This window comes from Bacillus sp. RZ2MS9 (assembly GCF_001816185.2).
GTDB classification, from domain to species: domain Bacteria; phylum Bacillota; class Bacilli; order Bacillales; family Bacillaceae_G; genus Bacillus_A; species Bacillus_A cereus.
In genome coordinates, this window is the sequence record NZ_CP049978.1 from 4,445,057 (window position 1) to 4,458,368 (window position 13,312).

The window sequence follows — 13,312 nt, forward strand, 5'->3', positions numbered from 1 at the left end:
TTACATCACTTCCAGCTTATAGCCGATGCCCCATAGCGTTTTAATATATTCTGGATTAGATGGATCACTTTCGATTTTCTCACGCAATCTTCTCATATGAACATTAATAACGTTATCGTCACCGTAATACTCTTCATTCCAAACTAACGTATATATTTGCGCTTTCGTAAATACACGATTTTGGTTCTTTACGAATAGCTTTAAAATCTCAAATTCTTTTAAAGTAAGTTTGAGAGGCTTCCCGTTTTTTTCTACAGTAAAATTAATTGGATCAATTGTTAAATCACCAATTTGAATCATTTTTTCTATTGTTTCTGTAGCCGAGTATTTCGTAGACCTCCGAATACCTGCTTTTACACGTGCAGCCAATTCAATCATAGAAAACGGCTTACAAATGTAATCATCTGCTCCAAGTCCTAATCCAACAGCTTTATCAACATCTGTATCTTTTGCCGACATCATTAAAATCGGAACTGCACTTTTTTCTCGAATGATTCGTACAACCTCTAAGCCATCTAGCTTTGGCATCATAATGTCAAGGATAATCAAATCAAATGAACCTTTTAAATATGTGTTCACGCCTTCTTCTCCATCAGACGCAATCGTAACTTGAAAGCCTTCCTTTATTAAATACTTTTCCACCATCTCTTGAATTGAGATATCATCTTCAACTAATAAAATATGATGTGACATATGTCTATCCCCTTTTTACAAACGTTAACAATCCAATTGTATCGTAACTACTACAGACTGGAAACAATTATATGAATTTTCAAACCAACTTCCCTTCCTTCCTTAACAATGATATGATGAAATTCACTACGATTGTTCATAATTAACTTTATATAAAGGAGACTTATCATGTCAGAAAACAAAAAAGTAAGCTTAGCTGATTTAATGCGTGAACAACTTGCTAAGAAAAAGCAAGGAAATGGAAATGGTCAAAATGCAAAAAATCAAAGCCAAGAAACAAAAAAATTACAAAACCAACAAACAAAGAAAACAAACAACCAACGTAGACGTACAGGTGTATAAATGAACGGACAAAAACGTTCTAATATCGCCCCCGGTCTTGAAGTTGATATTGTATTAAAACAAGATCAACGAACAGGCAAATTAACACGTGGAATTGTAAAAGATATTTTAACAAACTCCCCTTCCCATCCGCATGGCATTAAAGTGCGATTGCAGGACGGGCAAGTCGGTAGAGTACAAAATATCGTTCAATAAGAAAAGGAGCTCAAGTAAACTCGAGCTCCTTTTCTTTATTAACCTTTAATTTTCTCGATGAAAACTACTTTTAAGTAGTCTCCTTCTTTAAATTGATCAATGGTACGGAAATCTTCTGGTAAAGAATGTTCTTCTAATATTTTATATTTGCCATTCATTTCTTTAAAGGCTGTATCGATAAAGCCTTTAAACTTTTTCATATCGAATGCGCTACAATTTGTAGAAGCAACGATAATACCGTTATTTTCTGTAATAGCAATTGTTTCTTTTAATAAATTTTTATAATCTTTTGCTGCACTAAATGTATATTTTTTTGAGCGTGCAAAGCTTGGAGGGTCAAGTACGACCATATCAAATTTCATTTTTTTCTTCGCTGCATATTTGAAGTAAAGAAATACATCTTCTACAATAATATCTTGCGCTTCATAATCAACTTCATTTACACTAAACTGCTCAATCGTTTTACTTAAACTACGATTTGCAAGGTCAACACTCGTCGTTTTACTCGCTCCGCCAAGCGCTGCAAATACAGAGAAAGCACCTGTATAAGAGAACATATTTAACACTGTTCTTCCTTTTGCATATTTATCACGAATTTGTTTTCGAACGTTACGTTGATCTAAAAATACCCCAACCATTGCCCCATCATTTAAATAAACCGCAAAGTTTACACCGTTCTCTTTTACGATAAGTGGGAACTCGCCGCGCTCTCCTGCTACGAAATCATCCCCCTCAATATATTTCCCTTTCGTATCAAAACGCTTTTTCTCATAAATACCTTTAAAGTTTGCTACTTTTTGAAGAGCGGCTATAATCTCATCTCTGAAAGTATAAATCCCTTCACTATACCAACTTACTACATAATAGCCATCATAATAATCGATAATTAGTCCTCCAAGACCATCACCTTCACCATTCACCACACGGAATGCTGTCGTATCACTTGATTTGTAAAATTGCTTTCGTTTATGTAAGGCAGATTTGATTTTACTTTCAAAGAAAGATTGATTAATTTGTTCACTCTCTTTTCTCGTTAAAATCCAGCCGTACCCTTTATTTTGTTTTCCATAATAGCCTTTTCCGATAAATTGGTTCTTCTCATCTACTACTTTAATGATTGTTCCTTCTTCACGAACATCATTTAAATTTTGAATCGCATCTTTTAAAATAAGCGGATATCCACTTTTAATTTCTTTTATAAATTTCGGTTTTATTTTTACAGTTACTTCTGATCGCATATAATAACTTCCTTTCCATTTGCATGCTTTCTCTACAGGAAGCATTTAAAAAACGAGACTGAAAAAACAGCCTCGTTTCACTATACCATATTATTGCTTTGCTAGTACAACTCGCTCATTCTCTCGCTTAACTGCCACATATTTACTACATTTTGAACTGGAAATCTTACTGTCCAACATAATATAAAAAACTTTTATATTTCACATTTACCATTGACATTGATAATGATTTTCATTATCATTTTATGTATATGAGTTCTTGAAAATATAGCTACATTTATAGGAGGAATAAACATGATTATTGTTACAAATACAGCTAAAATTACAAAGGGAAATGGACATAAATTAATTGAGCGTTTTAATAAAGTAGGTAAAGTTGAAACGATGCCAGGCTTTTTAGGTCTAGAAGTTCTTTTAACGCAAAATACAGTTGATTATGATGAAGTAACAATTAGCACTCGCTGGAATGCAAAAGAAGATTTCCAAGGTTGGACAAAGAGCGCTGCATTTAAAGATGCTCACTCACATCAAGGCGGAATGCCAGAATATATTCTTGATAATAAAATTGCTTACTATGATGTAAAAGTTGTACGTATGCCAATGGCTGCAGCACAGTAAAAACAGTCCTTTTTTAAAGTATAGAATATGAGAAGCGTTATCTATCACTTCTCATATTCTATACTTTTTTCTTTAATTTCTTTTTATTAATTTTGCGTGTACAACTAGCCTTCCAGCCTCTGAATCAAGCGCATAGTCACAAGTAGAAAGTGTTACGATTTCATCATTAGCCGTCAATTCCGTATCCGTTTTGTACAGTGATTTTTCTTGAATTTCCTTTAAGAACGATGTATATGCTGCATCATTTTCAAAATCCGTTTCAATGTAATAAAAGTCCGTTGTTGTCGTGTATACTGAAAAAACTTCCACGTCGTATCCTTCAAATAATGTATCGTAATATAATTTACGATGAGACATAAAAAAGTCTTCATCCAACATCTTTTTTAAACTACCAAACATAGAACCGTCTTTCATACGATGGCCATATAAAATCGTATTTCGATTTTGAGATTTCACATCATTACGATGGTCCATAAAAATGCTTCCCGCTCTCATATCTTCACCTTTATAATTACGAAATAAATAGTAATCATTATCTTTTGCTTGAACGATTGGATAATTAATTTGTGTATCATCCATCGTAATCCATCCGACTATCTCTGGATTAATTTTCTGGAGATCCTGAAACTGTTTACGTACCTCTCCATCTTCTGATTTTTCTTCCATTGGACTTCTTTTATAAATATGTTGTGCCTCAGCCATTACTTTACGATTTTCATAATAATCCATGAAAATCCCGCCCAACTCATACATTGAATAGAAAAAGATTCCTAAAAACACAATTGTAAGTATGCGTTGAAAAAAAGAATTCTTTTTCCGTCCTTTCTTACTATTCAAATTATCACCTCAAAACGGATTATGCTCAGCCTTTAGATTCCCATAGGTACCATGTACAATCCGGTATCTTCATCCTGCTTTACAATGACATCTACACCATATATTGCTTTAATCATTTCTTCTGTTATTACATCATTAGGATTACCTTTCGTAATGATTTCTCCATCTTTCATAACGATAATATGGTCGCTATAACGAATGGCTTGATTAATATCATGTAATACCATTACAATCGTTAGTCCATGCACTTCATTTAACTCTTTCACTAACTCTAATATTTCTAGCTGATAGTAAATATCTAAATATGTGGTCGGCTCATCTAAGAAGAGCATTGGTGTATTTTGAGCTAATGTCATTGCGATCCAAACTCGCTGCCTCTCTCCACCAGATAAAGCATAAATTGGCTTATCACGCTTACTTTGTAAATTCGTACATACTAGCGCACGCTCAATCGCTTCTCTATCTTCATCTGTTTGCGGAGAGAATATATTTTTATATGGCATACGCCCGAAGCTTATTAGCTTTTCCACTGTAATATCTGCTGGAGCCTCATTTTGTTGATGGACAACCGCTAGTTTTCTAGCAAACTCTTTCGGTTTATATTCACTAATCGCTTTCCCATCAAGTATTACTTCTCCACTGCTAGGAGCGTGGTTTCTAGACATGACACTAAGTAATGTTGATTTCCCACATCCATTCGGTCCAATGATTGTTGTAATTTTCCCAATTTCTATTTCACTACTAACAGACTTTAATCGATTTGTTATGTTATCGTATGAAAAGGTTACATTTTTAATTTCCATGAACTTTATCACTCTTTCCAAGCAAGAATATTAAGAATGGACCACCAATAACCGCCATAATTGTTGCTGCTGGAATTTCGTTAGGTGGCACAATTAACCTTCCAATCGTATCTGCCGTCAAAATTAATAACGCCCCTGCAAGAGCAGAAAATGGAATTAATACTTTATGGTCTGAACCGACTAATTGTCTTGAAATATGCGGAACTAGTAATCCTACAAAAGCAATAACACCTGCAATCGCTGTTGATACTGCCGCTAAGAGTACTGCAATGGCAGAAATAATAAGACGAACTCTCGTCACGTGCAAGCCTAAGTTTTTCGCAGTCTTATCTTGTAGCGATAATAAGTTACACCAAGCTCCTACGAACAGAGCAAGAATAAGACCAATCGTTCCATAAGTCACCATTATTTCTACATCGCCCCACGTCTTCATTGTTATGTTAGAAGTCGTCGTTTGCTTAATACTCTTAATAAAATATCCACAAATCGTAACGAATGATTCATTTAATCCAGTAAACATTGCATTAATGGCAATACCAATTAAAATAATGCGAAGCGGGCTTAATCCTGATTTCCATGAAAACGAATAAACGAGATAACATGCAAGCGCACCACCTAAAAAGGCGAATACGGGTGTCCAGAAAAAGAATTGCGGGAACAACGTAATAATAACGAGTGTCATAAAACTTGCTCCTGAAGATATACCGATTACCCCAGCATCAGCGAGTGGATTTTTCATAACAGCTTGAAAAAGCACACCTGAAACAGCGAGAGCCGCTCCAGTGAACAACGCAATAATAATACGCGGAAAACGTAAATCTTTAATGACTTCAACATCTTCATTTCCACCTGTAAATATCCCTTGTACAAGTTCAACAATACCTACTTCTAAACTACCTTTCATCGCTGACAATGATGTCATAACAATAAGCAATGCAGTAACAATGAGGAAACTCCAAGTTTTTTTATTCATTCTACTCTTCCTTTATATTAAAATGCATCACGGATACATCATTTTTTTCAATTCATCTAATGCTTCAATTGCTGCTAAATTACCTGTCGTTCCAAATAAACGCTCTTCTAAATCGTAAACACGGTTATTTTTAACCGCAGCAAAGTGTTTCCAAATATCATTTGTTTTAAATTCTTTATCAAACATTTTTACAACTTCATCAGGCATACCATGAGCTGCTCGTAAAATAATATCTGGATCAGCTTTCTTTAAATACTCTGTATTAGAAGCTAAATATTCTACTTGTTCACCTTGCACAATATTTTTACCACCTATTTGTTTCACTAAATCTCCAATATAAGAATGCTCTGTTGCTACTAAATAACTTCCCGGCACACCTAATAAAATAAGCACTGTCGGTTCTTTCTTTCCTTTTACTTCTTTTTGAATGCTAGCAACCTTTTTATCTAATTTAGTTACTACTGCTTCGGCCTGTTTTTCACGCCCATATTTCTTACCTAAATCGCTAATAGAACTTTGCATATTTTTCAAACTCGTTAAATCTAAAAAGTTTGCTTTCATACCCACACCATCAAAAACTGGCTTTAATTCATATTCAAGTGTTGTCACAGATAACACTTCTGAAGGCTTTAATGACTTTACCTTTTCCATATCTGGACTCATTGGATTCCCAACTTCAGGTAAACCTTTATATCGCTTCGGTAAAGTTTTAGAACTTGTTGGAACGCCGACTAAATCTACTTCTAACGCATCCATAATTTCAGTAACAGCCACTGTTGTTGCAACGACGCGCTCTTTACTTTCACTCTTTACCTGCTTTGCTGATTCTTTTTTTGGTGATGAGCACCCGGCTATACTCATTAACAAAATGATAGCCATTAGTACACTTGCAATTTTCTTCACTCTCAATCACCACTCCTTTCCATACAATATGAAACAAGTCTTGATGCACGCGAACATGCATCAAGACTCCAAAAATTACAATCTACCTGCTCTATATTTACGAACTAGTAAAGCAAGTGAACCTAGCAGTAACACCATGTATAAACCAAGTTGTGCTGTATCTGCAGTTTTTGAGTTTTTCTCTTTTTTCGAATCATTTTTTGTATCTTCTTTTTTCTTGTGACCATCTGCATTTCGATTAAAATCAGGAGTACCTACTGTTTTTACATTATCTACTTTCGGTGTAGTCACTGGATTTTTCGGTTCATTTTTCGGTTCCTCTTTAATAGTTCCTAACGCGCCGATATTATTTGTATCAAATCGAATTTGTACATCGTAGAAATGATGGTAGTTCATCTCATCGATGTCTACCTTTACTTTTGCGTTTAATTTTTTAAATAGATCTTCTACTTCAAACTGTACTACTCGCGTATTTGCATTTTTATCTTCGCTTACTACTTTCGCATCAGCGAATAGTTCATTGTTTTCCGTTTGGAATTTCGTAATCCACGCACTATTTTTCAGCGTCATCTCAATATATTTTTTACCATCTTTTACGATTAATTTCGCTGGATTTACAACATAGTCATTCATCTTTGAAATCTCATCTGTTTTATCTTTTAATACTTTAAATGTAATATCATATTGGCCATCTACTAAATTTTCCGGATCAACTATTACTCTCGGTTTATTATTTTCATCTTGGTTGTTGTTTCCACCTTGGTTGTCGTTTCCGCCCTGGTTGTCGTTTCCGCCTTGGTTGTCGTTTCCGCCTTGGTTGTCGTTTCCACCTTGGTTGTCGTTTCCGCCTTGGTTGTTGTTTCCGCCTTGGCTATCTAACGGCTTAATGCTACCTTTATCAAATGCAAATTGAATATCGTAAAAATGGTGATAATTCATTGAATCGATATCTACTTTTACTTTTGCATTTAACTTTTTTGATAAATCTGGTACTTCTACTTCCACTACGCGTGTATCAGCTTTTTTATCTTCACTTATTACATGTGCATCAACAAACGAACCATTTTTCTCAAATTCAAATTTTGTAATCCAAGAACTGTTCGTTAACGTAAATGATACATACTTCTTACCATCTTTTACTTTTAGCACACCTGGACTTTTTGTATATGTGTTCATCATTGAAATTTCGTCTGTTTGATCTTTTAATGCTTTGAAATTGATGCTGTATTCACCATCTTTAATTGTTTCAGCATCTGGTTTTTTATTTTCATCTGGTTTTTCTACTTCTGGTTTTTCTACTTCCGGTTTTTCTGCTTCTGGTTTTTCTACTTCCGGTTTTTCTGCTTCTGGTTTTTCTGCTTCTGGTTTTTCTACTTCTGGTTGTTTCTCTTCATTTTTAATTTGTTCAAGTTTATCTTGTTCAAATAAAAGTTGTACATCATGCGTTTGCTTATAATTTCTTGATGCCATTTCGATAAATACTTTTGTATTTAGTTTTTTAGATAAATCGTTTACTTCAAACTCTACTACTCTTGTATCTTTTTCCTTATCCTCACTCACTACTTTTGCATCAACAAATGCGCCATCTTTTTCCGTTTGGAAATTTTTAATTAATGAGCTACTTTTTAATGTTACAATTGCTTTTTTCTTACCGTTTTCTACTTTTAATACTCCTGGATTTACCATGTAAGTATTCATCTTAGATTCTTCATCTGTTTGATCTTTTAACACTTTAAATGGAATGCTGTACGCACCATCTGTAATTGTGTTAGAATTTGGTTGTTGATCTGGGTCAGGCTTTTGGTCGGGCTTCTGACTTGGATCCGGTTTTTCATTTGGATCTGGCTTATTAGCTGGGTCCTCTTTTTCATTTGGTTGTTCCACATGAATTGGTGTAATACTATTTTGATCAAATGCAATACGAACGTCGTACTCATGATGATAATTTAAAAAATCAATATCTACTTTTACTTTTGCATTTAATACCTTCTCTGCATCTTCTACATCAAATTCTACTACTCTTGTATCTTTTTCTTTATCTTCACTAATTACATTTGTCGCAACTAGCTTACCTGCTTTTTCTGTTTCAAACTTCGTAATCCATGAACTATTCGTTAATGTAAAGGATACTTTCTTTTTCCCATCCTTCACTTTTAAAGTCCCTGGGCTTACTGAATATTGATTCATCATCGATTCTTCATCTGATGTATCTTTTAAAACTTTGAACCCAATTGAATATTCACCGTCAGCCAACTTGGTAGCTGCTTGAACTGCAAGTGGTTGTAATGTTGATACGAATGTAAATATCATTAAAAACATAGCAACAATAATTTTTGTATACCTGTTCAATGGAACGACTCTCCCTTTTGAAAATTATTTAATACTGCTCCCATCAAATACAAAGCGAATATCATATGAAGCATTATAATTAATAATTGGAATATTAATTTTCACCTTTCCATTTAGTTTTTTTGACAAGTCAGCAACTTCAAATTCTACTACTCTAGTATTATCTTTTTTGTTTTCACTTAACACGTTTGTTTCTACAAATTGACCATCTTTTTCTACTTGGAAACTTTTAATAGAAGCACTATCTTTCACTTTAAATGAAACATATTGTTTTCCATTTTTAACTGTTAATGTTGCTGGGCTTTCAAAATAACTATTCATTCTAGACGATTCATCTTTATCGCCTTTCCATACAGTAAAAGCAATATTATATTTTCCATCAGCTAGTTTTGTAGCAGCCTTTGCATCTTGTAAACCTAGTGTTGCGATAAACGTAAATAAAACAGCAAATACGGCAATAATCATTTTAAATTGTTTAAACATATATTCATCACCCTTCAAAAGATTTATTTACTCAACTTCACTTTACGAATTAAGAAAGCACCTGAAATAAGAATTAACGCTACAAATAATCCAATACGTGCTTCATCGCCTGTTTTTGGGTTATCTGTTTTTTCAGCTTTTCCATTTTCATTTTTTGTTTCTTTGTTCACTTCTTTAGCTGTTTCCTTACTCTCTACTTTTGTTTTCTCTTCTTTTACTTGTGTATCTGTTTTCGCTTGATCATTATTTTTTGTTGTAGCAGCTACGCCGTTATCGCCACCTACAGCTTTTACATTTGCATCAAATGCAAAACGAATTGTGTAGTGGTGGTCATAGTTTGCATTTGGTACAACAACATGAATTTTTACAGCTGCCGGTTTGGATAAATCATCTACTTTAAACTCTACTGTTCTTTTATCTGCCGATTCATCTTTACTAACAACTTTCGCATCAACAAAATTCCCGTTCTCTGGTGCTTTAAATTCTGTAATCCAAGCACTATGATTCATCGGAACTTGTACTCTCATCTCACCGTTTTTCACTATTAATTTTGCTGGCTTTTCAAAATAGTCATTTGCCATTGAAGCTGAATCATTTTCCGCTTTTTGAATTACGTAATTAATATCGTAAGTACCATCAGCTAGTTTTGCTGATGCATTCCCGTATGGCATTACAAGAAAAGCTAACATACATACGAACGTTATAATAAAAGCGGGTAATACAGAAACCTTTTTCATTTTTCTTGTTTCCTCCTTGGTTATCTTTCATTTCACTTTTTGAAAATGATAATTATTCTCAATTTATAAGAAAAAAAATAATCTCTTCTACCTATTATTTAATTAGCATTCTTTTATGTAACATAAGTATTATTGATTATCATTCTCATTTAATATTAAAAATAATATCTCACCCTATTCCTTATACGAAGGCATAGAAACTGAGAAAAAACGATACAACGTATTTATTGATTATCATTCTCAATGCAAATCAAAAAAATAAACTATCTCTTCTCCTCTTCTTTCACCTCTTCCCATAACAACACTATAGTTATAGAAACCCCTTTTCCCTCACTTCCCTTCCAATATTTCCACAACTAAGTCAATCTTAGCCTACTCATAAATTTTTTGTCAACTATATTACGTATAAAATTTTTAATATCTAAATTTCTCTATATGCGGCTTTTTTTACAAAAAAAGAGACTTTCTATTATAGAAAGCCTCTTTTCTCTATTTTTCTACAGCAATTTCCTGCTTTTGAAACTTAGAAACTATATAACCAAATCCTATACCGATTATGCCTGGAACTAACCAACCAATTCCTACACTATATAATGGAATCTTATCTAAAATAGGTGCTAGCGCTGCAATTTGAAGGTTTGCATTGTGTAATCCATCAAAGAAACTTATTGCAAATGCTCCTACAATCCCGCCCACATACATCGCTAATGGAAGACGAACATAGTTTTCAACAAGTGATAATACGATAAGTACGATTCCAATTGGATAAATTGCGATTAAGATTGGTAACGCTAATGCATTTAACTGAGTTAACCCAAGGTTTGCTACCATAAATGCTAATACACAGAAAATGAAAACGACTTTTTGATAAGAAAGCTTTGGTAATAAGGAAGAGAAGTAATCACCACAAGCTGCAACAATACCTACAGAAGTTGTTAAACATGCTGCTGTAATTGCGATCCCTAGTAATAAAGTTCCGTAGCTACCAAATAAATGATTCACGACATTTGTTAAAATAATTCCTCCGTTTGCGCCCATTCCAAGTGACACACTAGAAGCTCCAAGATAAGCAAGTGCTAAATACACAAGTAGTAGACCAAGCGCTGCAATAAATCCTGCAAAGATTGTTACTTTTGCAATACTGTTTTTATTTGTAATTCCTTTTTCTTTTAACGCATGAATTACAACATTTCCGAATACCAGTGCTGCAAGTCCATCTAAAGTTAAATATCCATCAATAAATCCTTTAAAGAGAGGAGCACTATACGCTTCTGTCGGTGCACCAAATTCTCCAATTGGTGTAATAAGTGCTTTACCTACGATAATTGCAATAACAGCTAATAATATTGGAGTTAGCACCTTACCAATACGACCCACTAATTTCGAAGGATTTAAAGCTAAATAGAAAGTGACTGCAAAGAAAATAAGTGTAAAGATAACAAGTGGATATGACTGACCAGCTATCTCACTTGGTAAAAACGGTGCAACACTCATCTCATAAGCTACTGTTCCTGTACGCGGCACACTTACGAATACGCCTAAACATAAATAAATTGCAGTGATAAAAACAAGTGCGAATATAGGATGTACACGTCCTGCTAGCTCATTAATATCTCCCTTTAAAGCTATAACAATTACTCCTAATAAAGGTAGTCCAACGCCTGTTACGATAAAACCAAACAGCGCGATCCATACGTCCGTTCCAGCACCTTGCCCTAACGCTGGTGGAAAAATCATATTACCTGCACCAAAAAACAGTGCAAATAACATTAAACTTATTGCAAACATCTCCGAAAACTTTAAAGATGATTTCATTTCTACTAACCTCCTAAAATAATAAATTAACAAAATATTCTGAATTAAAATCCGTCACATATCCTCTTTCAAGCATACTTCCCCGTAAAAGAACGCAAAAAACACCCGTCCCTAACAAAGGGACGAGTGTTGAAATCGTGGTTCCACCCTTATTCTAATAAAATGAATTTATAACGAAATAAGCTCATTTTATAGCTCGTGTAAATTGATAACGGTTTTATCCGCCAAGAATTACAATGCATCATGTATGCAGTTCACTCTTGAAGTTTAGAGGTGGTAAGCTTGTCTTTTCGTATTAGGAAGCTCACAGCCTAAGGCTTCCCTCTCTGAGAATCGTAAAATACAACTCATGTCCTCATCATTACTTTTATAAAATATCTTGTCGAAACTTGTTGTTTTTTATTATATGGGCTATTTTTTAAAAAATCAATAGTTTTATTTTTTCTGACAAAAAAAATATAGGGAGAAAATTTTCCCTCCCTATAACTGCCCTATTAAAATTTCTAACTCTTCAGCTGTAACGCTCCGCCACTTTCCAACTTCAAGCTCATTTAGCTCTATATTCATAATGCGTACTCGCTTTAGCTTTATTACAGTAAACCCGAAAGCTCGACTCATTCTACGAATTTGCCTGTTCATTCCTTGCGTTAAAACGATACGAAATGTTGATTGATCGACTCTTGTCACTTTGCACGGCTTCGTCATTCCATCTTTAATCTTTACACCGCTGGACATCTCATCAATAAACCAGTCCGTAAAAGGTTTATCGACTGTGACAACATATTCCTTCTCGTGCTCATGATCACCATGTAAAATTCGATTCGCAATGCCGCCGTCATTCGTTAATAAGATAAGTCCTTCCGATGCTTTATCTAATCGTCCAACTGGAAAGATTCGCTCTGGATAATTGATATAATCAATAATATTATCTTCAATATGATCAGCTGCTGTACAAGTAATTCCGACTGGTTTATGAAAGGCTATGTACACCTTTTCTTTCTCTTCTTTTACAATAACTTGCCCATCAATCGTTACAACATCACCATCGCTCACAAGTTCACCGTGCGTACATATTTCACCATTAATAGCCACGCGTCCAGCTTTAATGAGGCGATCTGTTTCACGTCTGGAGCATGATTTTGCTTCGCTTATGTATTGGTTGATTTTCATGTTCTATTCCTTTTCACATATATTAAAAGCGTCAATCTATGGCAATATAATTCTGCCACGATTGACGCTTTTTCACTTCGCAAAAACAACTAAATAAATAACCCCAATCACCAAAAATATTCCGCAACAAGCTAACAATACTTTTGCAAGTTTGTC

The 13,312-nt window shown here is 34.2% G+C and carries 14 protein-coding genes and 1 other annotated feature; of the genes, 3 read left to right on the forward strand and 11 right to left on the reverse strand.

The annotated features are described in order from the left end of the window. Complete coding sequence (locus BHV55_RS22660) at window positions 1-693, reverse strand: response regulator transcription factor (protein WP_000018029.1); 693 nt, start codon at window positions 691-693, stop codon at window positions 1-3. Window positions 694-861: 168 nt separating this feature from the next. On the opposite strand from BHV55_RS22660, the gene BHV55_RS22665 reads away from it, so the two are divergent. Together BHV55_RS22665 and BHV55_RS22670 are read left to right on the forward strand one after the other, a co-directional pair. Continuing rightward, window positions 862-1,035 (forward strand): hypothetical protein, encoded by a 174-nt coding sequence (locus BHV55_RS22665; RefSeq protein ID WP_001293578.1) that lies wholly within the window; start codon window positions 862-864, stop codon window positions 1,033-1,035. Beyond that, window positions 1,036-1,230 carry a YwbE family protein gene (locus tag BHV55_RS22670; RefSeq protein ID WP_001014310.1) on the forward strand — a complete coding sequence of 65 codons (195 nt, stop codon included), beginning with the start codon at window positions 1,036-1,038 and terminating at the stop codon, window positions 1,228-1,230. A 38-nt stretch (window positions 1,231-1,268) separates the two neighbouring features. Here the strand turns inward: BHV55_RS22670 and BHV55_RS22675 are convergent, their stop codons facing one another. Next, entirely contained in the window at window positions 1,269-2,468 is a 1,200-nt protein-coding gene (locus tag BHV55_RS22675; RefSeq protein WP_001255971.1) for a class I SAM-dependent rRNA methyltransferase, read from the reverse strand. A gap of 294 nt (window positions 2,469-2,762) precedes the next feature. On the opposite strand from BHV55_RS22675, the gene isdG reads away from it, so the two are divergent. Continuing rightward, window positions 2,763-3,086: a heme oxygenase gene (gene isdG, locus BHV55_RS22680; protein WP_000587818.1), complete on the forward strand. Its 324-nt coding sequence runs from the start codon at window positions 2,763-2,765 to the stop codon at window positions 3,084-3,086. A 72-nt stretch (window positions 3,087-3,158) separates the two neighbouring features. On the opposite strand, the gene srtB is transcribed toward isdG, so the two are convergent. From srtB to BHV55_RS22725, 9 genes are all read right to left on the reverse strand, one after another. Continuing rightward, window positions 3,159-3,923 (reverse strand): class B sortase, encoded by a 765-nt coding sequence (gene srtB, locus BHV55_RS22685; RefSeq protein WP_070756977.1) that lies wholly within the window; start codon window positions 3,921-3,923, stop codon window positions 3,159-3,161. A gap of 32 nt (window positions 3,924-3,955) precedes the next feature. After that, complete coding sequence (locus tag BHV55_RS22690) at window positions 3,956-4,726, reverse strand: ABC transporter ATP-binding protein (RefSeq protein ID WP_070756978.1); 771 nt, start codon at window positions 4,724-4,726, stop codon at window positions 3,956-3,958. Continuing rightward, window positions 4,716-5,699: a FecCD family ABC transporter permease gene (locus tag BHV55_RS22695; protein ID WP_001036847.1), complete on the reverse strand. Its 984-nt coding sequence runs from the start codon at window positions 5,697-5,699 to the stop codon at window positions 4,716-4,718. Before BHV55_RS22695 ends, BHV55_RS22690 begins: the two co-directional genes overlap by 11 nt. A 27-nt stretch (window positions 5,700-5,726) precedes the next feature. Beyond that, window positions 5,727-6,608 carry a heme ABC transporter substrate-binding protein IsdE gene (isdE, locus tag BHV55_RS22700; RefSeq protein WP_070756979.1) on the reverse strand — a complete coding sequence of 294 codons (882 nt, stop codon included), beginning with the start codon at window positions 6,606-6,608 and terminating at the stop codon, window positions 5,727-5,729. A 69-nt stretch (window positions 6,609-6,677) separates the two neighbouring features. Then, complete coding sequence (locus BHV55_RS22705; protein ID WP_070756980.1) at window positions 6,678-8,951, reverse strand: NEAT domain-containing protein; 2,274 nt, start codon at window positions 8,949-8,951, stop codon at window positions 6,678-6,680. Window positions 8,952-8,975: 24 nt separating this feature from the next. Further along, window positions 8,976-9,434, reverse strand: coding sequence for an NEAT domain-containing protein (locus tag BHV55_RS22710; RefSeq protein WP_000476163.1), 459 nt, complete (start codon window positions 9,432-9,434; stop codon window positions 8,976-8,978). A gap of 23 nt (window positions 9,435-9,457) precedes the next feature. Further along, window positions 9,458-10,171 (reverse strand): heme uptake protein IsdC, encoded by a 714-nt coding sequence (isdC, locus tag BHV55_RS22715; RefSeq protein WP_000757952.1) that lies wholly within the window; start codon window positions 10,169-10,171, stop codon window positions 9,458-9,460. A gap of 489 nt (window positions 10,172-10,660) precedes the next feature. Then, the gene (gene brnQ6, locus BHV55_RS22720) at window positions 10,661-11,986 is read right to left on the reverse strand and encodes a branched-chain amino acid transport system II carrier protein BrnQ6 (RefSeq protein ID WP_000842650.1); all 1,326 of its coding nucleotides are present in this window, start codon (window positions 11,984-11,986) and stop codon (window positions 10,661-10,663) included. A 115-nt stretch (window positions 11,987-12,101) separates the two neighbouring features. After that, window positions 12,102-12,357: a binding site (T-box leader), on the reverse strand. A 109-nt stretch (window positions 12,358-12,466) separates the two neighbouring features. Beyond that, window positions 12,467-13,156 carry a 23S rRNA pseudouridine(2604) synthase RluF gene (locus BHV55_RS22725; protein WP_000700746.1) on the reverse strand — a complete coding sequence of 230 codons (690 nt, stop codon included), beginning with the start codon at window positions 13,154-13,156 and terminating at the stop codon, window positions 12,467-12,469. Window positions 13,157-13,312 lie beyond the last annotated feature (156 nt).